The sequence below is a fragment of the Chitinophagales bacterium genome (assembly GCA_019694975.1).
Taxonomy (GTDB): domain Bacteria; phylum Bacteroidota; class Bacteroidia; order Chitinophagales; family UBA10324; genus JACCZZ01.
This window is the reverse complement of sequence record JAIBAY010000003.1, coordinates 455,981-477,083: the sequence shown is the minus strand read 5'-3', so window position 1 is coordinate 477,083 and position 21,103 is coordinate 455,981. Positions and strand designations below refer to the sequence as shown.

General features: G+C 44.0%; 17 protein-coding genes. 11 read left to right on the top strand and 6 right to left on the bottom strand.

Going from position 1 to position 21,103, the window contains the following annotated elements; genetic code table 11:
- The 5 genes from K1X61_08270 to mnmE all read right to left on the bottom strand — a co-directional run bounded on the left by K1X61_08270 (position 1) and on the right by mnmE (position 8,770).
- Positions 1 to 3,081: a DUF1156 domain-containing protein gene (locus K1X61_08270; GenBank protein MBX7108623.1), complete on the bottom strand. Its 3,081-nt coding sequence runs from the start codon at positions 3,079 to 3,081 to the stop codon at positions 1 to 3.
- Positions 3,081 to 6,509, bottom strand: a complete 3,429-nt coding sequence (locus tag K1X61_08265; GenBank protein MBX7108622.1) for a DUF3883 domain-containing protein — start codon at positions 6,507 to 6,509, stop codon at positions 3,081 to 3,083. Before K1X61_08265 ends, K1X61_08270 begins: the two co-directional genes overlap by 1 nt.
- A gap of 3 nt (positions 6,510 to 6,512) precedes the next feature.
- Positions 6,513 to 6,815 carry a helix-turn-helix domain-containing protein gene (locus K1X61_08260; protein ID MBX7108621.1) on the bottom strand — a complete coding sequence of 101 codons (303 nt, stop codon included), beginning with the start codon at positions 6,813 to 6,815 and terminating at the stop codon, positions 6,513 to 6,515.
- A gap of 188 nt (positions 6,816 to 7,003) precedes the next feature.
- Positions 7,004 to 7,279 (bottom strand): Fic family protein, encoded by a 276-nt coding sequence (locus K1X61_08255; GenBank protein ID MBX7108620.1) that lies wholly within the window; start codon positions 7,277 to 7,279, stop codon positions 7,004 to 7,006.
- Positions 7,280 to 7,402: 123 nt separating this feature from the next.
- Positions 7,403 to 8,770 carry a tRNA uridine-5-carboxymethylaminomethyl(34) synthesis GTPase MnmE gene (gene mnmE / locus K1X61_08250; protein ID MBX7108619.1) on the bottom strand — a complete coding sequence of 456 codons (1,368 nt, stop codon included), beginning with the start codon at positions 8,768 to 8,770 and terminating at the stop codon, positions 7,403 to 7,405.
- 137 nt (positions 8,771 to 8,907) lie between these two features.
- Between mnmE and K1X61_08245 the strand changes: the two genes are divergently transcribed.
- Both K1X61_08245 and K1X61_08240 read left to right on the top strand, forming a co-directional pair.
- Positions 8,908 to 9,381 (top strand): low molecular weight phosphotyrosine protein phosphatase, encoded by a 474-nt coding sequence (locus K1X61_08245; protein ID MBX7108618.1) that lies wholly within the window; start codon positions 8,908 to 8,910, stop codon positions 9,379 to 9,381.
- A gap of 115 nt (positions 9,382 to 9,496) precedes the next feature.
- Positions 9,497 to 10,081 (top strand): hypothetical protein, encoded by a 585-nt coding sequence (locus K1X61_08240; GenBank protein MBX7108617.1) that lies wholly within the window; start codon positions 9,497 to 9,499, stop codon positions 10,079 to 10,081.
- A gap of 7 nt (positions 10,082 to 10,088) precedes the next feature.
- On the opposite strand, the gene K1X61_08235 is transcribed toward K1X61_08240, so the two are convergent.
- Positions 10,089 to 12,269 (bottom strand): S46 family peptidase, encoded by a 2,181-nt coding sequence (locus K1X61_08235; protein MBX7108616.1) that lies wholly within the window; start codon positions 12,267 to 12,269, stop codon positions 10,089 to 10,091.
- Between the two features lie 199 nt (positions 12,270 to 12,468).
- Between K1X61_08235 and K1X61_08230 the strand changes: the two genes are divergently transcribed.
- The 9 genes from K1X61_08230 (at position 12,469) to K1X61_08190 (ending at position 21,100) form a co-directional block, all read left to right on the top strand.
- Positions 12,469 to 12,993, top strand: coding sequence for a DUF4252 domain-containing protein (locus K1X61_08230; protein ID MBX7108615.1), 525 nt, complete (start codon positions 12,469 to 12,471; stop codon positions 12,991 to 12,993).
- A 167-nt stretch (positions 12,994 to 13,160) separates the two neighbouring features.
- Positions 13,161 to 13,685: a DUF4252 domain-containing protein gene (locus tag K1X61_08225; GenBank protein ID MBX7108614.1), complete on the top strand. Its 525-nt coding sequence runs from the start codon at positions 13,161 to 13,163 to the stop codon at positions 13,683 to 13,685.
- A gap of 192 nt (positions 13,686 to 13,877) precedes the next feature.
- Entirely contained in the window at positions 13,878 to 14,393 is a 516-nt protein-coding gene (locus tag K1X61_08220) for a DUF4199 domain-containing protein (protein ID MBX7108613.1), read from the top strand.
- A 32-nt stretch (positions 14,394 to 14,425) separates the two neighbouring features.
- Positions 14,426 to 15,793 carry a histidine--tRNA ligase gene (gene hisS, locus K1X61_08215; GenBank protein ID MBX7108612.1) on the top strand — a complete coding sequence of 456 codons (1,368 nt, stop codon included), beginning with the start codon at positions 14,426 to 14,428 and terminating at the stop codon, positions 15,791 to 15,793.
- 84 nt (positions 15,794 to 15,877) lie between these two features.
- Positions 15,878 to 17,368: a histidine ammonia-lyase gene (hutH, locus tag K1X61_08210; GenBank protein MBX7108611.1), complete on the top strand. Its 1,491-nt coding sequence runs from the start codon at positions 15,878 to 15,880 to the stop codon at positions 17,366 to 17,368.
- A 161-nt stretch (positions 17,369 to 17,529) separates the two neighbouring features.
- Positions 17,530 to 18,270 (top strand): acyl-CoA desaturase, encoded by a 741-nt coding sequence (locus K1X61_08205; protein ID MBX7108610.1) that lies wholly within the window; start codon positions 17,530 to 17,532, stop codon positions 18,268 to 18,270.
- 311 nt (positions 18,271 to 18,581) lie between these two features.
- Positions 18,582 to 19,355 (top strand): TIGR02757 family protein, encoded by a 774-nt coding sequence (locus tag K1X61_08200; GenBank protein MBX7108609.1) that lies wholly within the window; start codon positions 18,582 to 18,584, stop codon positions 19,353 to 19,355.
- Positions 19,356 to 19,501: 146 nt separating this feature from the next.
- The gene (locus K1X61_08195) at positions 19,502 to 20,722 is read left to right on the top strand and encodes a T9SS type A sorting domain-containing protein (GenBank protein ID MBX7108608.1); all 1,221 of its coding nucleotides are present in this window, start codon (positions 19,502 to 19,504) and stop codon (positions 20,720 to 20,722) included.
- Between the two features lie 36 nt (positions 20,723 to 20,758).
- Positions 20,759 to 21,100 (top strand): hypothetical protein, encoded by a 342-nt coding sequence (locus K1X61_08190; GenBank protein ID MBX7108607.1) that lies wholly within the window; start codon positions 20,759 to 20,761, stop codon positions 21,098 to 21,100.
- Positions 21,101 to 21,103: the final 3 nt, after the last annotated feature.

Genomic DNA, 21,103 nt, shown 5'->3' with positions numbered 1-21,103 from the left:
CTATTCAAATAAATTCGTTTGTGTTGTTGCTGTGGCTTGAACGGTTTTGCTTTCCCGTATCAAGCTGTCTTTATTGGTAAGCAAGCCAAGTGCTTGTTTATGGTCTTTGCTGCCAGTAGGTAATACTTCGCAAAGCGAAGTGATAACCCTCCAAAAACTATTTTCAGGCTGGGCGGCAACTTTACCAATATATTGCAGCAAGGCTGTTCTGTTATTGCCCTTATACAATGCCATTGCCCTATGTACTAAGTCAATTAAAAAGTTATTGGCCCTGTCGCCAATATTTTTATTGGTATTGATGCGTTCTTCAAATGTGCCTAAGGTTTGTTTGTTCCCATGCTTGATAAGTATGTGTTCAGTAAACAATTCTCCTACATTGATGCTTAACCCTACCCGGCTGAATTTTGCAGCATCATCAAATTCACTTTCTGCAAAGCTGTAAAGCTGCAACCAACCGATGTAGAACTTGGTGAAATCATCGCCATCAAACCCTTTGAGTAAAGCATTAAAAGCACTTTCTCTTGCCATTTCCAAAAGGTCTGCTACCGTTACTTCGCTTCCGTCTGCTTTCTCTACTTTTTCGTATTTGCCAAATTCACTTACTGCCTGACCAAAGCAAGCTGTCAATAAATCTGCACCTCTGAATCCCAAACTGTATAATTCTTCTACTTCTTTCGCAACTGTTTTTTGAACTGCTTTCCTTACTTCCTTGTAATCACCAATCCCATTTCGTTGTGCTGGTCTGCAAGAAACGGTAACTGAAGACTGTAAAGCAGCACCGGCATTTGCAATCATTCTTGTGTCTCTTTCTGAATCTATTGCCCAACTGCCAGTGATATTCATTCTTGCACCTAAAATTGAATTACAAAGTGTTGTCCAGGCTTCTGTACTTTGATGTGCAAACATTATGCTTACGATGTCAGAAGTCTGATGTTCAATTGCATCAAATATTTGCAATAACTTATTTTCAAAGTGAGCTTTTGCTTTTTCAGCATCACCAGAATGATGGTGCTTTAACATTGTGCATTCATCAGATTTTGGTGTTTGAGGCGTTGCAAAATTTAAAGGATATAAATTAGCGATGCTCCTTTTCATCCACACATAAAAAAAGTCAGATAAATCAGCATAGGCAATAGCGTCATAATATGGAGGGTCAGTTATTACTGCCGTTAGAGATTTTACAGGAAACTGTTCTTTCTCTCCACTTGCTGCATTATTACAAATTGAAGTAAATGGAATACTGCTTTCCGAGTTGAGATACATAATGATCCATTCCAATTGATTTAAAGGACCACTTGTAGAGGGAGCAAAAATGCTTACTTCAGGATAATCAAAAACCATTGCAATTGCTTGTCTACCAAAAATGCTTGTTAATTGTTCGTTTTGAGGAATCCATCTTCCAAATGAAGTTAGATATGCAGCAATGCGGTCAATCCAAATACCCAAATAGGTTATAATTGCTTTTGAATATTCACTTTCTTGAACACTAAGTTCTTCCCTTATAATATGCAACTTGCTAATCAATGTTTGCATAGCAAACAACTGTCTTTTTGAAAATATTTGGCCCCACTCTGTTATGCCCCAACTAAACGTATCTCCGCCAGCAGAATTTCTCTGCATTTTTTCTATTGGAATATCAATCTCATCAGGTAATGCCGTTAATGAATTTATTTCTTCCGTGGTTGGCAACCTATATTCCTTTCCTTGTTCACCTTCTTGAACAATAGCCAATAATTTTTCCTTTAGATCACATCTTATAATTTGCTCCTTAATTTTCTTTACATCTGTAACGCTTCCACAACAAGGACATTTCATATTACCTCTGTTATTCCAACCCTCAAAATCATACTTGCCATTTTTCAATTCAAAATCTATTTTATTGCCCTTGATTATTGGATTTAGATAGATTTGTTTATCTTTTTTGTTTGCTAAATAAAACTGCTTTAAAAGCGGAACTTCAGCTTTACAACTTGGATTAGAACAAACAGCCAATCTTGACCAGTAATAGACTAAAGGTTTTTTACCTTTCTTGTCTTTCGGGTAGTAATGTCCAATTTCCTTTTCAGCCAATTCAAGTAATTTGTTTGCATAAAACTCAACATCAAAACTTAATCGGTTTTGAATAGTTACTGAACCAGCAACAGTATTGCTGAATAATTTATTTTCATTTGGAAGTTTATCAAACTCCTTTTGACCGTATAGTTTTATAAACTCTACTTTGCTATATGTAATTGGTTTACCAAATTTTTGAGGAAATTCTAAACTGCTTCTCTGAATAATATTGGCAACAGGGTTAATATCATTACCATAACTTCTGCATCCCAACCTTGCTGCCTCTAATGGAATTGCACCGCCACCTGCGAAGGGGTCAAAAATGATAGGCATTTTACTTCTAAATCCATCAATTGCATTTTGAAGATTCAGTTCCAACTCAGTAACCTTTTTAGTTTTTAAGTGTCTGTCCGAAATCGAATATAGTTCGGATTCGATTTTTGCAATTTTCTCATAGCAAGTTGAAAAATCATCAAGTAATTCTGAACATGATTTATTCGGCTCTAATTTTAAATTATAAGCAACCCATATAAGTTTTCTTGCCTTGTTAAGAATAGCATCATTGCATTTATTTTCCCACTTGATTAAACTAAAATCACTAAGCTGTTTTCCTGCTGGTGTTGCCTTTCCCGCCTTTTCATTTTCACAAAATTCAGTGCTATATTTCCCAATTAGCATTAACAACCTGTTGCGGTGGTTGTCTTCCATTTTGTCAATGGCGGCAGTATAAGGAATGTCATTATAAGGTTTGTAAGCATCAACTAACATTCCTGGTTCATTCAATGGTTTTGCAGCACTGCCTAATAATACCTCAACTGCCTCTTTAAATTGTTTTGGACAATTTTCATCTAATGGATCGGGTACCAAACTGGCAAATACAACAGCACGGCAAACTGGCAAAGGTCTTCTTGCCCACCAAATATGCATAGTGGAAATATGACCGTGATGTATGTATTTATCATGCACACTTGCTGCCGATATTTCTTTTATCGGCATTGCTACTTCTATTAATTTCTTTGCTTGTGCCATTATGCGTTAATCTTTTGTTTCCATTCTGCCATCGGCAAAAAGTATTGAACTCCTTTTGATTTCAATTCAAATTTGAGTGCCTTAGCAGGGTTTTGTATGCGGTACAACTCAGGGTTGATTTTGCAATTCATTACAATGTATAACCAGGCTGCATCACCCAACTGTGCCAGGCGGTTCATTTCATTTTCACTTAACATTACACTGCCATCACCAGCACTGCGTCCTTTTACTTCAATGTATCGTTTTAATTCTTCAGGGCTTATGCTCTTTACATCATAGCCTTCGTTATTGGCACTTACATCAACCGGTTTCCAGCCTACACTAATTTCATAATCCATTGCTTCTTTCATGGCTATGGCTTCTGCTTCATCATCACGGCTCATACCGTAATGCCCTACATATTCAACCTGCGTTAATGGTACTACATACGCACAGCCCAATACCTCCGGTGCTTTCGGGTTAAGCTGTGCCATCAGTTCCAAACTTTCTAATCGGCTTTGCTTTTTGTGTATAAGTTCGTTGATGCGTTCCTGCTTTTTCAAAATCTTTTCCTGCACCTTGTTATCACCGTATAGCACTTTGCTTTGCAGTTCCTGTATGGCAATTTGTAAGTCCATTATAACCTGCGTAAAGGCAGATTCTAAATATACCCTGCGGTCGGCAGCATCTTTTTTTACATGGGCTTTAGTATCTTCAAATTGCTGAGTAGTTATTTTTTCAAAACTCCACTGCACCACATCGTTGGTACTTACCACCGGAGGAGGCTCTATAGGTTTTGTAAATTCGGTTGGTGTATGCAGGTCAATAAACTTAGCAGGTGAGGTGATATGAAATTCACCGTCTGTGGATTGATACACCATTACCAATCTTTCATCGGCAATGCTATCGTCTTTTTTGCTTGCCCGGTTATCAACTATCTGGCTCTTTACAAAAAATGCAAAGTAGTCTTCCTTATCATCTGGTGAAATAAGGATAGTGCCTTTAATCATATCCTCACGGTATAGGTTGCGAACCACAGTAACCAGACTATCAAAAACAGGATTGCCCGGATTGATGTAATGTACTTTGCCTAAATCGCCAACACTTTGATAGTCGAGGAAGATTTGTTTATCAAAACAAAACTGGATAGACTTGATGGCATCAAAGTGAATTTTATAGGTCTCCTTCAACTCGGCAATAACAGGATCGGGCATTTTATCAATACGGAAAATGGATTGCCTTAATTCGGTAAATACACCACCTAAATTTTGAAATGCCTTTTCATAAAACAACTTGATATAAATGGGCTGCAATCTTTTTTCATCTGAATTTTCTTTCAGCAGTCTTGCATCTCTGTAATCAACTGTGCTGTGGGCTAATTTATCTTTTTGCTCATTTATTTTCTCGGTGAATTTCAGCTTTAAGGTTGCATCATCCTGCGAAAGAAATCTATCTAAATCAGTTTCCTTACCATTGAAAACGGAATTGATAATATCATCCAACCCAACTCCTTCCAACACATCCTGTATCACATCATAAACTCTATCATCACCCATGCCTTCACGAATGATGTCTAACTTGGTTAAAAGCCTTTCTAATACTTTACCTTCTTTGGTATTGCTTGCTACCATATTAAACACCAGCACATACTGCTTTTGGCCGTAACGGTGTATCCTTCCCATTCTTTGCTCCAAACGGTTTGGATTCCAGGGAATATCCCAATTGATAAGTAAGCGGCAAAACTGCAAATTGATACCTTCACCGGCTGCATCGGTTGCAATTAGAATTTGTGTATCGGGTTTGGCAAATGCCCATTGTGCTTCTCTTCGGTCATCCACATTTTTGCCACCGTGAATGGTAGCCACTTTATAGCCACCGCTTTTAGTGAGGCGTTCTTCGAGGTATAATAAAGTGTCTTTATGTTCGGTGAAGATTACGAGCTTTTCACCGTTTTCTAAAACACCATTTGATTTGAGTAATTCCTGTAATTCCTGAAACTTCTTTTCTTCCTGCTTTCGGTTGTATAAAGATTCCGCCATCTCATACAACTTCTTTACTTCATTGGCTTCTGTTTGAATTTCGCCCAAACTTTTAGCCGTTGTAAACAGCTTGAATTTTTTAGGATCAGAAAGGATGTTTTCCAATGCATCTCTTTCATCATCTTCCAAATCTTCAAACTCCTCAATGTTATCTACATCAAAGCCTTCCAGTTTGTGCCTTTGGCTAAACAGGTTAGGGTTTTTATTGGTTTCATCCAATATTCCTTTCAGGGCATTGTAACGTCTGCCCAATGTATTTTTTATGGCAAAGATTGAGCTAACCAATCTTCGCTGCATTACGGTTAAAGCCAAAGAAACGTGTATGTTTTTGGTTTCAGAGGCTTCTTCTTTTTTCTTGGTGAGGTAGCTTGTTACAGCATCATACAATTCCTTTTCTTCAGGTGTAAGTTGATAGGCTACTGTTTTTGTGTACCGGTCTTTAAAGAGTGGCTTGCCTTGCCAGTCTTTCATATCTTCTTTTAACCTGCGGATGAAGAACTTATTGATGCCATTGTGTTCTAATTCCTTAATACGTGTGGAGGCAATTTCATCAGTAGCGAAAATATCTTCGTCTAATAATTGCAATAGTTTTTTGAAAGTATCTGTTCTGCCACGGTGTGGTGTTGCTGTTAGCAATAAAATATGTTCGCACTGTTGCGATAAAACCTGTGCAGCTTTATAACGAAGTGATAAATATTGCTTGCTGCCGTAATCGTAAGCAGAAAGTTTATGGCACTCGTCAAACACAATCAGGTCCCAATGTGAATTGCTGGCAACATTTAATACATCTTCCCGTGAAATGAAATCAATAGATGTTACAATTCGCTGTGCAGTATGAAAAACATTTGGGTCGGATGAAAACAAACTCCTGTTTACTAATGTGAAAGGGATGTTGAATTTGATAGCCATTTCATCCTCCTGCCATTGCTTAGTAAGACCACCTGGAGTAACAATTAAAATTCTTTCGGCAAGCCCTCTCATCATCAGTTCTTTAATGAGAAGCCCGGTCATAATTGTTTTACCAGCACCTGTATCATCTGCTAACAGGAACCGAATTTTAGGAAGTGGTAACAGAAATTTATAAACTGCTTCTACCTGATGGGGTAAAGGATCAACAATACTACAATTGACCGCAAAGAGTGGGTCAAACTGGTAAGCAGAATTGATGCGTTCTGCTTCGGCAAATAATCCAAATTTTGTTGGGTCACCTTTGAAGTTGAATGTTCCTTCCTGAGTTAGCATTTCCAATGCATCAAACTCTTCTTTAGAAATAACTTTGGTATTGGCACGGTTGGTATTTACGCCAGTGAATTTTATGGATACCATAGTGCCTAACGGTTGAATTTGATTCACCGTTACAGGTTCTGTTGGTATAAGGTTTTTAACTATTTGTCCTGTCTCTATTGCCATAAATTATTTCTTGCGTTTTTTAAATTTTATTTTTTCCTCTGTGGCCTGAATAGCTTCATTCGCCAGCTTCTCGTCTTTCACCACTGCGTAAATTTGGTCGGCTAACCATAGTGTCATTAATTCATCGCTACTGGCTTTGAGAATTTCGGCAATGATGGGTATCTGCTCCCGTTTGAGTTGCCGCAAACCCTTTTCAATTTTACTCAGTTGAGCTGTATCCATTTCAAGCAATGGTGCTACCTGCCGCAAGTACAAATGTTGCTTCTCTCTGAGTGCTCGTATTTTCTCACCAAACTGGCTTTCCATCGTTGTTTTATTGACTTGTCAAATATTGGCAAATAAAAGCAAACAAAAGACAAGTTTTACTAACATAATTGGCAAAGTTGCAAACCTTGCAAAGTCTGCAAAGATGGTAATGGTTGCAAAGGCATTGGCAACAAAAAAGCCCCCGAAGGAGGCTTTTGAATGTGTTTGAAATGGATGGTTACAATTACCTATGACCTGGCAAAAGCCAACAGCAAACTGTAATCGCCCTTATCCGCAGTTTTAACGGCTTTGAGGTAGGCTGTTCGGGTATCGCCTTCGCTGGAAAGGTTGGCAGCACCCCAACTAAAAACTGGCTGCTTGTATATTTTTTCGATGATAATATCGGCCATTAACCGGCTATGCCTTCCGTTGCCGTTTGGAAAGCAATGAATACTTACAATGCGGTGCTTGAACCTTACAGCAATTTCATCGGGTGGGTAGGTATTGTTCCCGCTAATCCGGATTTATTTTAATCCGGACTTATTGAGCAAAGGATTTTTAATCCTCTTACAATTTTAAGCCTAACCATGTTCTTCACCTCGAGGTTATTCTTTGAAAAGAAGGTGATTGGCAAAAATGACAATCATTTACTTTCCGATACAAAACTTAGAAAATATACTCGCTAATATATCGTCATTCGTTATCTCGCCTGTGATTTCGCCGAGGTAATTCAGTGCGCGGCGGATGTCGGCGGCGAATAGTTCCTGCGAGGTACCCGCTGATAAAGCATGCAGCACGTCATCAAGCGCTTCACCTGTTTTCAACAGCGCATCATAATGCCGCGCATTGGTGACGATGGTGCGGTCATTCAATTCTTCTTCCTGCAGCACCTTGTCAACCAGCTGATGCCGCAACTCATCGAGCTGCTGATGCGCTTTGGCAGAGATAAAAAGGATATTCGGCACATCATAAAAGACAGCGTGAAGGCTGTCCGTTGTTTCATCTTCTGCCTTGTTGCCGACTACCATCACCGGAATATCTTTTACCGGAAGACGCGACAGGTCATACAGCAGGTCTTCACGGTTCATATCTTTTACGTCGAAGACATACATGAGCAACGCCGACTGACGGATTTTCTCCATCGTTTTTTCCACGCCGATTTTCTCCAGCACATCGGTTGCCGCGCGGATGCCTGCCGTGTCAATCAGCCTGAACAGAATGCCATTGATGTTGATCACTTCCTCAATCGTGTCGCGCGTAGTACCGGGAATGTCCGATACAATGGCACGTTCTTCATTCAGCAAAGCATTCAATAAAGTTGATTTACCGGCATTCGGTCTGCCGGCAATAACAGTGGTTACACCATTCCTGATCACGTTGCCTAACTGGAAGGAACCAATCAACCTGCCGATGGCTTCCTTCAGCCGCGTCAACAGTGTTTTTAATTGTTGCCTGTTGGCGAATACCACATCTTCCTCCGCAAAATCCAGTTCGAGTTCAATTAATGAAGCAAAGTGAATCAGCTCATCGCGCAACCGTTTTATCTCGGTGGAAAACCCACCGCGCATCTGTTGCATGGCGGCCTTACGCGAACTTTCGGAATCGGCAGCAATGAGATCCGCCACCGCTTCAGCCTGCGAAAGATCAAGCCGTCCGTTGAGAAAGGCACGCAGGGTAAACTCACCGGCTTTTGCTGGCCGTGCTCCTTTCCTGATAAGTAACTCAACAATACGCTGCTGCATATAAGGCGCGCCGTGGCAGGAAATCTCCACCACGTCTTCTTTGGTATATGAATGCGGTGCTTTGAAAATACCAACTACCACTTCATCAATAATTTCATCGCCGTCAATGATCTGCCCGAAGTGCAGCGTATGAGAAGGCGCATTACGCAGTGTTTTTCCACGGAAGATCATATCGCAGATGGAGATACTGTCTTGCCCCGACAATCGAATGACGGCTATGGCACCGATGCCGGGCGGTGTGGAAAGCGCTACGATGGTATCATCAGCAATCATGCTTGTATGCCTCCTTTGAAAGGCGGAATTTTTTCATTTATCAGATAATATGTATTTGCCAATGATGGCGGTATCAAATCAAATATAAAGGGATTGTTTCAGAATGACGGATATTTGCAGGCGTAATTGGCAAGTATATGAAAGTACTTTTTGTTTGCCTGGGCAACATCTGCCGCTCACCGATGGCGGAAGGAATCATGAAGTCGCTGGCGATGGAGAATAAGTTGTCATGGCACATCGACAGTGCAGCTACGGAATCGTATCATATTGGCGCGATGCCGGATAAAAGGGCCATTGCAACCTGTAAACGCCATGGCATTCATATCGCTGATCAGCGGGCGAGAAAACTGACGGCAAAGGATTTCGATGATTTCGATATTATTTACGCGATGGCGGAAGAGGTGATGCGGGAGATCGTTCGGGATCATAAAGCTGCAGCCGGCAATAAAAAATTAAGGCTGCTGCTGGAAGAAGTTTCTCCCGGTGAAGTGCGATCAGTGCCTGATCCATACTATGGAGCGGAAGAAGGATTTGAACCCGTGTTTCAGCTCATTAAAAAGGGATGCAAAGCGGTGTTGAGAAAATATGCGGATATCGGGCAGACGGCATGAAGCACAAACCTGTTCATGCACATGAGAAAAGTGTCACGCGCAATGAGAAAAGGAAACGGCTGTTTCTTTATCGGGAATTATTCTATTACTTGCATTCGGTCAATAAAAATTGAATATGATAGTTGTCAGCGAAAAAAGTATTGATACGGCGGAAGCATATTTTGATGCGCTCGGCGAAAAGGAAGCTTCTGAAATAAGCATCCGTTTTGCCGTGGAGCAGCCTTACCTGTTGCTCTTTCTGCAGGCGATGTCGGTGCTGGAAGAAGATGATATCATTGAAGACGATGATGATCCGGAAGATACGGCTGATGAGCTGACTGATAACCCGCTGCTGGAGGAACTGACTTATTATGCAATGCTGATATGGAAAGCATTTGAAACGGAAGCCGGGAAAGTGCCGCTGATTACCGAACAGGAACTGGAGGAACAGTCAGGCGCTTCTATGGTGGAACTGCAAAATTTGCTTTCGATCGTTGAGAGCAATAACCCTGAAGCCATGGTCCGGCAACTGGAGTTGCTGCGGCAGCCGGTGCTCGTCACGTACCTGCTGGCTACATTTTTTGGTGATGAGGAGGAAACCGGTGATGCCGGTGAAGATGAGGAAAATGATGAAGCCAATTACCTTTTCCTGATCTGCGCGCAAGTGATCATGATGCTCGATGGTAAGGTGAATGGCAACAGCAGGACGGCGGTTCGCTGATGCCGGATCACTGAACCAATGTCATTTCATGGAGCAGGTAGCCTGCACCGGCATAGACATCAATCATAAAAAGTACGTACCGTATATCAACGGCAATATTCCTGCACTGATCAGGATCATAGTACAAGTCACTCATCGTAGCTTCCCATGCACGGTCGAAGTTAATGCCGGTGAGGTTGCCTTCTCCATCGGTTACGGGGCTGCCGCTGTTACCGCCGCTTGTATGGTTGGAAGCGAGAAAGCAGGTGCGCAGCTTACCGGAAGCATCACCGTATGGGCCATAATTTTTTGCCTCATACAGTTCCTGCAGCCGTGGGGTAATTGTATAGTCTTTGCTGCCTGACTTGCTTTTTTCCATCACACCATCGAGCGTCGTATAATAGTCGTAGATGATGCCGTCGCGTGCCTGCAGTCGCTCCACCGTTCCGTAAGCAATGCGGAATGTAAGATTGGCATCCGGATAAAAGTTTCGTTCATTCATCACTTCCATCTGCGCACCCATATACCTGCGGTTCAGTGTTGCTATACGGGTGCGTAACAGCTCATACGCCGGAATCACTTTTTCATCCCTGTGCAGCAGCAGGTTGAGTGTAAAGCGGTACAGCGGATCGCTGACAAGTTTTTTTGCATGGCTTTTACGGTATTTATGCAGAAAGTCGTACACCTGTTTTTCATCATCAAGAAATGAAGCGTGCAGCAGGCCGGCTGTCAGGGTTGCTCCATCCCGGTTTTGCTGCATCAAGGAAGCAGCAGCAGGCGGAGTGTTGATAAATCCGGTGCGGCTGCCCCATAAGGTGATCATTAATGACAACAACTGAAGATCAGTGGTGCGATCGTAACGGCTGAAAAAAATTTGACTTTCTTTCTGCAGGTTTTCTGCTTCGGCACGAATAGCTTCGGCATTTGATCCATCGCTGCTGACGGTTGCCAATGACTGAAATGAAGCAACATATGCAAGCAGGTCACTGTTCATCACTGCATCATAGTAGTCAACAGCGGGTTGCAGCTGCCTGATGGAGTCATAAGCGGCTTTCAGTTCCGGCAGTAACGAACCATATTGCTTTTGCCAAATCGTGTCGGCGGCAACCCTTCGTGAAAATTCCAATTCATATTTTTCTTTGATTCCTTTCACGCCAGCTTTCTTCAATCCATACACTTCACCCTTCATTTTCTTCAGGCCGGATGTTGCAGCGTCAAAACGGGACTGATAAGCCATTCTTGCACTGTCGCTTAATGCCATGGCTTCTGACCAGGCCGCAAGTTTTTTTTCATTGATAGCTATTTTTTCAGCATCCGACACATTTTGTACGAAGTCGATGGCATAGGACGTGGCATATTCATTTGTTCTGCCCGGAAAACCAGCCACCATGGTAAAATCATTTTCCCGGATGCCCCGCAGCGACACCGGGAAATACCAGGCTGGTTTATAAGGAATATTATCCGGCGAAAAATCGGCAGGCCTGTTATCAGCATTCGCATAGATCCTGAACAATGCGAAATCAGCCGCCTGCCGCGGCCAGCTCCAGTTATCAGTTTCTCCTCCAAAGTCGCCGATGGCAGCAGGCGGAGAACCGGCCAGCCTGATGTCGCGGAATGTTTGCTGGAGCAGCAGGTAAAACCTGTTACCATTGAAAAATGATTTCACCTGCGCAACGTAAGGAGTGCCGCGAACTGCCCTTCCCGCCAAAGCGATGGAAAGGCTGTCTATCTTCCGGTTTCTGCTGAACTCCGCCATCGTATCATTCAAAAGCGCCTGTATGCTGTCAGTTACATCAATCATGCTGATGAGGAAGGTAACGCTGAGGCCGGGGCAGGGAATTTCTTCATCACGGCTCATCGCCCAGAAACCATCAGCGAGGTAGTCAGCGCTGTCTGTATTCAGCGATTTTATTCTGCCGCCGGCACAATGAAGATTTGTTATCAGGAGTCCTTCATCTGATATCACCGTACCCGTGCAGTTGTTGGCAAAAAGGCACACTGCATCTTTTATGGACGGCTGACCGACGCTGTAGATCTCACCGGCGGATAGTTGTAGTCCCATGGCATGCATCTTCTCCATATTCATCTGCTCAGCAGATACAGGCAGCCACATACCTTCATCAGGCGGGATGCTTAGCGCATGAAATGGCAGGCAGGAACAGAGAAATGAAAGTAAACGCACCAATTGGGCAATATTCAGATCCTTCATCGCAAATGTTGGAAATCGATTAATGCAAATTAAGAAAGAGACCAAATTGTTTCAAACCATCACCATCAGGCCTGCGGTAGAGGTGCTGGCGGTAAGGAAAATGCCTGAAAATAATTTTAGGCAGGTTGTAACTTTTTTGCGACCTGTGCCGCCTAACCTGGCAAACAACAAAATTCAATCTTAAAAAAAATCTTCCACCATGAAAAAACTGATCCTTTCCGTTCTGGCATTGCTGCCGTTTTCACTTTTCGCACAAAATGATGTGCATGCCTTTTTTGACAAGTATGCAGGGCACACCGGATTCACTACGGTAAAGATTTCGCCCAAAATGTTTGACCTGATTGCTTCCGTTGACATGGAAGATGCCGACTTGTCGGTGGTTAAAGATATCACAGGAATAAATGTGCTCGTGTATGAACCTGTGGAAGGCAAAGCCACAGACATGAGTGATAAGTTGTATGCTGAAGCAAAGATGATGGGTTTTACCGGCTATGAAGAATTGTTGAGTGTGGTGGAGGAAGGCACGGATATCAGGATTCTTGCGAAGTCTGCAGGAGAAGGCATCGTGAGTGACCTGCTCATCGTGGGCAAAGATGACGGTGAATTCATCTACGTGAATGTAGCCGGTAAGATGGATATCAAAAAGATCAGTTCGCTGGCCAATGATTCCGACATCAGAGGACTGGAGCACCTGAAGGATATTGATGAAGATAAAAAGCACTGATTGAATATTGGAGGTCCCGGAAGTTCCCCTTCCCCGGAGAAGCGAGCAGGTTGGTTTTTCTCATGGTTTGGTTCAAGACTGCCTGCCGCTTTTTCTTAAAAAATGAAGACACCTCCTGTATCACCTGATAACATTCCACTTTCATAACGAAGCGTAAATTTCAACCAATGAAAAATATTTTCCTGCTGCTGTTCTTTTGTTTTCCCGTTTTACTTTATGCAGCAACGCCCGCTGACGGCAGTCAGCCGGTAGCCGGTAAGGAATCCACAAAGTTGTCGCTCTATGTGCCCGGCTTTCTGATGGAGGTGGGATCATGGTTTGTACCGAAGGAAAAGGAGCCGGAGCTGAAAACAGCATTGAAAAAAATACGCAGCACCAGCATCGTCGTGCGGGAAGGTTGCGCTTACAATGATTATAACGCTTCGGGTAAATATGCCAGGAAAATGAAACGGATGAGCCAGCAGCAGTTTGAAGAACTCGTAGTTGTTAATTCAATGGAAGAAAGGGTTTCCGTGCAGTTAAGACAAAACAAAAAGGATAAGATCCGGCAGGTGGTAGTACTGGCCGATGACGGATGTTCATCGTTTGTTTTTCTCCGGTTACGTTGCAATATCGGCATGCATCAATTGAAGCAATGGATGGATCAAGACGGCTTCATCAGCAGCAAGGTGAGTAATAAGATCAGCATATAGTTTGGTTGGATGTAACAATTGCGGCAAGAGCACAGTCCTCATCAGGCTGTGCTCTTGCAGTTTTAGCATGCCTGGATGCTTGCAAAGGCGTGCATACCGTTTTTTCTGTGCGGCAGCAGATTTGCTGCAGGCGCGTCAAATCTCACCCGGATTTATTTTCTCCTCATTACCTTCGGCTTTCATTGTCATGTTATGTCACGCGAATTGCAGTATGGGATGATAGCCGGTTTTCTCACGTTAGGGTGGATGTCACTTGGCTATTTTTTACATTGGGAGTCAACTGTAATGGGGCAGTATGCACCTTACCTGAGCCTGTTCATTCTGGCCGTTGCCATTTATGCTGCCATTCTTTATAAGCGCGACCGCGACAAGGGAGGAGTCATCACTTTCCGCGAAGCTGCCACCACGGGAATGGTGGTGAGTTTCATTATCGGGCTGATGGTAGGCTCGTACCTGTTGGTGTATGTGAAGTATGTCAATACAGATTATGTAAACCAGATGATCGCTTCGGCAACGGAGTACTATAAAAACGGGAAAGCATCGCAGGAACAGGTTGACAAGGGCATTGCCGGTGTCAGGGCCATGTATTCTCCTTTCGGGCAATTCACCTATGGCGTTGGCACTACCATGATGACCGGGCTGCTGATCGCTTTGCTGATGTCATTGATCATGCAGCGTAAAGAGAAGAATCCCGGATTGAAAAATTAATTGTTCAGGGGAAATAAAAGCAGCGCATCAAAATGAGTAAACCTTCCATACCAGGCGGCACACGCGATTTATCACCGGAAGAGGTCTTCCGCCGGCAATATATTTTCAATACCATAAAAGGAGTATTCGAAAAGTATGGCTATCAGCCGATTGAAACACCAACTATGGAGAACCTTGCTACGCTGGAAGGAAAATACGGCGAGGAAGGTGACCGGTTGTTGTTCAGAGTCATCAACTCAGGCGATCCGTTTCAAAGGATAAAAAGTGAGCATGCTGGTGAAACAATTTCAGATATTAAATTCAGGGTATCGGATATTTCGGAGAAAGGGCTCCGCTACGATCTCACTGTTCCATTTGCCCGTTATGTTGTCATGCATCAGAACGAAATCACCTTTCCCTTCAAGCGCTACCAAATTCAACCGGTCTTTCGTGCCGATCGCCCGCAGCGCGGCCGCTACCGCGAATTTTACCAGTGCGACGCTGATGTAGCGGGCAGCAATTCGCTCATCCATGAAATGGAATTGATCCGCATGTATGATGAGGTGTTTGCACAACTGGGTATCGGCGTAACCATAAAAATTAACAACAGAAAGGTGCTGGAAGGCATGGCCGCAGCCATTGGCGCCGCGGATAAATTTATTGACATCACCATCGCGATTGATAAGCTGGACAAGGTGGGTTTACAGGGAGTAAGGCAGGAACTCACCACTAAAGGACTGAGCGAAAGCCAGCTGCAGCTGATCGAAAAATTCTTTGGCATCAATGGCAGTGCTTCCGTCAAATTAAATGCGGCCAGGGCATTGCTGAGTGATTCGCCTGCCGGACTGAAGGGTATTGCCGAACTCGATGATATTTATCAATACCTCCATCTGACCGGCAGCACTGCGGCGGAAGTGGAGGTGGATTTCGCGCTTGCCCGCGGATTGAATTATTACACCGGTGCCATCCTCGAAGTAAAACCCACAGCTATTAAGATGGGCAGCCTTGGCGGTGGCGGGCGCTACGATGATCTCACTGGTGTATTTGGCCTGAAGGGAGTTTCCGGTGTCGGCATCTCTTTTGGCGCCGACCGTATTTTTGATGTGATGCAGGAGCTGCAGCTTTTCCCTGCAGGCGTGCATGCGGGCACGAAAGTCCTATTTGTACATTTTGATGAAGCCTCCCAGCATTATGCCTTGCCTTTGGTTCAACAGGTGCGGCAGGAAGGCATTGCTGCGGAGATTTATCCATCTGTTGAGAAAATTAAGAAGCAGATGAAGTATGCGGATGATAAAAACATCCCATACGTAGTGCTCATCGGGGAGAATGAAATGCAAACCGGGCAGCTGACTTTAAAGAATATGACGAGCGGCGAACAGGAAAGTCTTGCCATCAGCGGAATTATCACAAAAATGAGATAGTACATGCAACGGTGTTCAGCGGAACCCGTTCGCATTTGATTTTACGTCATGCAGCATTCTCATCCCAACACACTGCTATAAATTATGCCGAAAACTCATTACATCAGCTCCGGCTATCTTTCCATGGAAAAGATCAGTGAGATCATCACAGGCGGTTATCAACTGGCGCTGTCAGAAAGTGCGCAGCAAAAAATAATCGCCTGCCGCAGCTATCTCGATCAGAAGCTGAAAAATTCTGATCACCCGTTCTATGGCATCAACACCGGTTTCGGCTCGTTGCGTAACATCCGGATATCGAGTCACCAGATTGAAGAATTGCAGGAAAACCTCGTGATGAGCCATGCCTGTGGAGTGGGAGAGGAAGTACCACCGGAAATTGTGAAGCTGATGTTGTTGCTGAAGATTCAATCATTGTCGTATGGACATTCTGCAATAGATATCAGCACCATCTGGCGCCTCATTGATTTTTACAACCATGATATTTTGCCGGTCATTTTTCAGCATGGCTCTCTCGGCGCTTCGGGCGATCTTGCTCCTTTGGCACACCTGAGCCTTCCTTTGCTGGGAATGGGTGAAGTGAATTTTCAAAATAAAAAATGGCAGGCATCTGAAGTGCTGAAAGCATTCAACTGGCAACCAATAAAGCTTCAGTCAAAAGAAGGATTAGCGCTGTTAAACGGAACGCAGTTTATGAGCGCCTATGCCACCTGGATTTTATTACAAGCCAGGCGGCTGAGCACATGCGCCGACCTGGTTGCCTGCATGTCGCTTGATGCATTTGATTGCCGGCTTGATCCGTTCAATGAATTAATTCACAGGGTGCGTCCGCATGCGGGGCAGCTGGAAACGGCAGCCGCGGTTTTGAAAACACTGGCCGGCAGTGAGTTGGCGGCAAAAGAAAAAACAGATATTCAGGATCCGTATTCCTTCCGTTGTATTCCACAGGTACATGGAGCATCGAAAGATGCTATCCGTTATTGTGCAGCTGTTTTTACTACGGAGGTTAATTCGGTTACCGACAACCCGAATGTATTCCCGAATGAAGATGTCATACTCAGCGGAGGAAATTTTCACGGGCAGCCGCTCGCACTTGCACTGGATTTTCTGGCCATCGCCCTCGCCGAATTGGGAAGCATCAGTGAAAGAAGAGTGTATCTGCTTGTCAGCGGACAGCGTAGCTTACCGCCTTACCTTGTGGCGACGCCGGGTGTCAATTCCGGCATGATGATTCCGCAATATACGGCTGCGGCGCTCGTGAGTGAAAACAAGCAGCTCTGTTCACCTTCATCGGTAGATTCTATCATGTCGTCCAACGGGCAGGAAGATCATGTCAGCATGGGCGCCAATGGTGCCACGAAGTGTTACAGGGTACTTAAAAATCTGGAAAACATCCTGGCCATTGAATTGCTGAATGCGGCGCAGGCACTTGAATTCAGGCGGCCGGCAAGAAGCAGTGTTGCCGTGGAAAAATTTTTCGATGATTACCGTGCTGTTGTTTCTTTCAATCAGTCTGACCGCGTGCTGAGTGATGATATACGGCAAAGCGTGCAGTTCTTAAATTCAATTTCAGTATGATGTGAGGAATGATTGGCGCGAACTTGTTCAAGTCGCCCTTTTGTCGTAAGTTTGCGCCGTTTTCTAAACGGGATTTTCACTTTATTTTACGACATGCCGGCATATCCCGCACTTCACGGGAACCGGTTGTGGAATACTTAACCAATTAATTCAAAACAACAATGATCATTCTCATTTTCTTTGTCTGCCACTGGTACTTTTCTCTTTTCTTCCAGACATTCTTTCACCATCGTTATTCAGCGCATCAGATGTTTACGATGTCGAAAACCATGGAAAAGATATTTATTTTCCTTTCCTGGCTTACACAGGGTTCCTCTTACCTCAGTCCGTATTCTTATGGAATTCTTCACCGCTTGCACCACGCTTACGCAGATACGGAGAAGGACCCGCATTCACCCAAGTATGATAAAAATATATGGTCCATGATGTGGCGTACGAAAATCATCTACATGGAAATTCTGCATGAGACCTATCCGGTGGAAGACAAGTTCAAGAATAACCTTCCTTACTGGCCCGCCTTCGAAAAATTTGCCGACAGCTGGTACAGCCGTATTGCCTGGGGCGCTTTCTATGTGATATTTTACATGATGTTTGCCACGCATTGGTGGATATTCCTGTTGTTGCCGATTCATTTTGTGATGGGGCCTTTTCACGGAGCAATCATCAACTGGTTTGCACATACCATCGGTTCAGTGCGTTTTAAAATGAGTGATACAAGCAAGAACCTGTTGCCGGTGGATTTTCTGATGCTGGGTGAAAGCTATCATAACAATCACCACAGTCATCCGGGCCGCGCTAACTTCGGTATCAAATGGTATGAGTTTGATCCGGTGTATCCCTTCATCCGTTTGTTTGACTGGATCGGTATCATTAAGCTGAAGCCGGTGGCGGTAAACGCGTAGGAAAAATAATTTTGTGTTTGAATAGCGCCTGAGGTAAATGCTTCAGGCGCTTTTTTTATATTCGCCTGAGTGGCTGAAATCACTGCAATAAGTGCATTCTTCAGTAGTCTAAAAGATATTCCAGCAGGGAAGTGAGGAATTGTGGAACTATGGAAGGATGACTGGTTCGAGGTGAAAATTTGTTCTGCCATTGCATCCCTTAGTAAGTATACGCACCGATAGTATATTGCTGCACTTTCGCCGGAGCGCCTGCGCAAAAAAGCAATGTAAGGAATAAACATTTCCGGATCATAGCAGTTAGATTCGCATTTGTGAATTTACAAAAATTAAAAGTGCTCCTCGATGAAAAGGCCTCGTTTTATAACAGGCCGGCATTCATTGCAACAGATCCCGTCAGCATACCACACCGCTTTTCAAAGCCACAGGATATTGAGATTGCCGGATTCTTTGCAGCCACGCTGGCCTGGGGCAACAGGACTTCCATCTTGAACAGTTGCAACCGCCTGATGGAAATGATGGATCAGGCACCATTCGATTTTGTATTGCATCATAATGAAAAAGACCTGCAGCCGTTCATCCATTTCAAACACCGCACGTTCAACGCAACCGATGTCTTGTATTTCATTCATTTCTTCCGGAAGTATTACCGGGAGCACTCATCGCTGGAGGCGGCCTTTGTGAAATTTCTTCCTGCTGCATCACCCAATACCGGACCGGCACTGACGGGCTTTCATGGTTATTTTTTTGATGATGAAAATGCGCCGCAACGCACCAGGAAACATATTGCGACACCGGCGCGTAATTCAGCCTGCAAGCGGCTGAATATGTTTCTTCGATGGATGGTGAGAAGAGATAATTGCGGCGTTGATTTCGGGCTCTGGAAAAAGATAAAACCATCGCAGTTAATTTGTCCGTGTGATGTACATGTAGGTCGCGTTGCGGGGAAACTGGGTTTGATCAGCAGCCGGCAAATGAACTGGAAAACCGCATTGGAACTGACAGCAGCACTTAAAACATTTGATGCTGATGATCCTGTGAAATATGATTTTGCCTTGTTCGGACTGGGTGTTGTCGGGAAATACTGACCGCTGCATACGGCACTATCTGCGGCCATTGATGAAAACAACTTACATTTAGTGATACAAAAAATCGGCACAGGTAAAACTTGTATCGTTTGTAACCAAACCGTTGATATTGTTTTACTGCATGATGAAGAGTATCAAAGGTGACCATGAAAAATTCTGCAATCATTCATAGTAATAAAATGTGCTGCCGTTGCATTCAGGCTATCACGAAAGTAGTAATGATGGTAATCAGTCTTTTGCTATCATCGTTCTTTCCTGTCTGCGCGCAGGATTGGGAACCATTGCCCACAGGCACGGGTCTTGACCTGCTCGGCTTGCAACGCCTTGCTCCCGGTACATTGATTTTTTTTGGAGATGATGGCATCTTGTTAAAAACGGTAAATGGCGGCGTATCATTTTCATCGGTACAGAATCCTTCTGCGTTCATTTATACGGAAGCGTTTTTCCGCAATACGGATACGGGCTTTGTTGCCAATGGCAGTGGAAACATTATGCGCACGTATAATGCCGGCAATAATTGGGTAAACACGGGAGGTTGTACCTGTTTTGTAACATCGATTTGTTTTTCAAACAGCATGACAGGCGTGTACGGAGGATTAACAGGTGTTTACAGAAGTTTGGATGGCGGAACTTCGTGGTCATCCATTTCCGGAGCGCCCTATTTTGTTCCTGAAAAAATGGTGGCCTTCAGCGATTCTGTTTTTATTGCGGCGTATCATCTCAGTATTTACAAGAGCACTGATTATGGTGCCACGTGGCAGTTTGATACGGTAAATTTCAACAGCAATTATTACCTGGCAGGCCTGAGTTTTATTGATGCACAAAATGGTTTTGCCATTTCGGGTGATGGCTATTTATTCGCTACAAATAATCAGGGCGAAACCTGGAGTGAGGTAGCTGGGACCGGACTGGATGCAGGCGGCGACCTGCTGTTCACCGATTCGCAACACGGCTACGCTCTCTCCGGGCAATATGATATTTATGAAACCTCCGATGGAGGTCAAAGCTGGACGTTGGATTATTCTTCTTCATCCGTTCTATCCGGGCTGGCCGGCGATTCCAATGCGGTGTATGCATGCGGACATAACGGACTGGTTTTAAAAAAGGAACTAACAACAGGAATGGAAAATCCTGCTGCCGGAATTGCATGCAGGATTATCCCAAATCCCACACAAAAGGAAATTACTATCACAGGAATCAGCAACATTGAAAGGGTTGCAGTATATAATGCAATGGGCGTTTTAGTTTATACAGCAGATCATCCGGAGAAAGGCAGAATGAATATCACGATGCTTCCGCCGGGAATCTATGCCGTGCATTTTACTTCGTCCATGCAATCAGATGCAGCCATCTTTGAAAAATTTTGAGTAACAACATACTATCTCACCGGAAGCGATCAGGCCATGAATAACATGCATCTTTCACCGGTTGAAACACAGGTTATACAATTGCTGGGCAGCTACATTGACTTACCGGCAATTGAAGGCAGCGATGATGTATTCGCCGCAATAAGAAAGGAGCTGATTGACAAGCTGGAAACTTTACTCCACAACGATTATGAAAAACTGTTGTGGCTGTTGTACCGGATTGATGTGGATGAAGAGAAGGCAAAGGCACGTCTTGCTGCTGATTCCGCGACTCCGCCCGCAGCAGTGCTGGCTGATTTGATACTGGAGCGATTACTTGAAAAAGCAAGATCACGAATAAACAACCCGCCTGCCGCTCCGGGCGACCTGGCAGGCTGAAGC

What these genes read in the sequence shown, in the direction of transcription:
- mnmE (MBX7108619.1), bottom strand. Translation starts at nt 8,770, where the DNA reads ATGATTGCTGATGATACCATCGTAGCGCTTTCCACACCGCCCGGCATC.
- hisS (MBX7108612.1), top strand. Translation starts at nt 14,426, where the DNA reads ATGAGTAAACCTTCCATACCAGGCGGCACACGCGATTTATCACCGGAA.
- K1X61_08240 (MBX7108617.1), top strand. Translation starts at nt 9,497, where the DNA reads ATGATAGTTGTCAGCGAAAAAAGTATTGATACGGCGGAAGCATATTTT.
- K1X61_08225 (MBX7108614.1), top strand. Translation starts at nt 13,161, where the DNA reads ATGAAAAATATTTTCCTGCTGCTGTTCTTTTGTTTTCCCGTTTTACTT.
- K1X61_08195 (MBX7108608.1), top strand. Translation starts at nt 19,502, where the DNA reads ATGAAAAATTCTGCAATCATTCATAGTAATAAAATGTGCTGCCGTTGC.
- K1X61_08260 (MBX7108621.1), bottom strand. Translation starts at nt 6,815, where the DNA reads ATGGAAAGCCAGTTTGGTGAGAAAATACGAGCACTCAGAGAGAAGCAA.
- K1X61_08205 (MBX7108610.1), top strand. Translation starts at nt 17,530, where the DNA reads ATGATCATTCTCATTTTCTTTGTCTGCCACTGGTACTTTTCTCTTTTC.
- K1X61_08265 (MBX7108622.1), bottom strand. Translation starts at nt 6,509, where the DNA reads ATGGCAATAGAGACAGGACAAATAGTTAAAAACCTTATACCAACAGAA.
- K1X61_08245 (MBX7108618.1), top strand. Translation starts at nt 8,908, where the DNA reads ATGAAAGTACTTTTTGTTTGCCTGGGCAACATCTGCCGCTCACCGATG.
- K1X61_08220 (MBX7108613.1), top strand. Translation starts at nt 13,878, where the DNA reads ATGTCACGCGAATTGCAGTATGGGATGATAGCCGGTTTTCTCACGTTA.
- K1X61_08230 (MBX7108615.1), top strand. Translation starts at nt 12,469, where the DNA reads ATGAAAAAACTGATCCTTTCCGTTCTGGCATTGCTGCCGTTTTCACTT.
- hutH (MBX7108611.1), top strand. Translation starts at nt 15,878, where the DNA reads ATGCCGAAAACTCATTACATCAGCTCCGGCTATCTTTCCATGGAAAAG.
- K1X61_08270 (MBX7108623.1), bottom strand. Translation starts at nt 3,081, where the DNA reads ATGGCACAAGCAAAGAAATTAATAGAAGTAGCAATGCCGATAAAAGAA.
- K1X61_08235 (MBX7108616.1), bottom strand. Translation starts at nt 12,269, where the DNA reads ATGAAGGATCTGAATATTGCCCAATTGGTGCGTTTACTTTCATTTCTC.
- K1X61_08190 (MBX7108607.1), top strand. Translation starts at nt 20,759, where the DNA reads ATGAATAACATGCATCTTTCACCGGTTGAAACACAGGTTATACAATTG.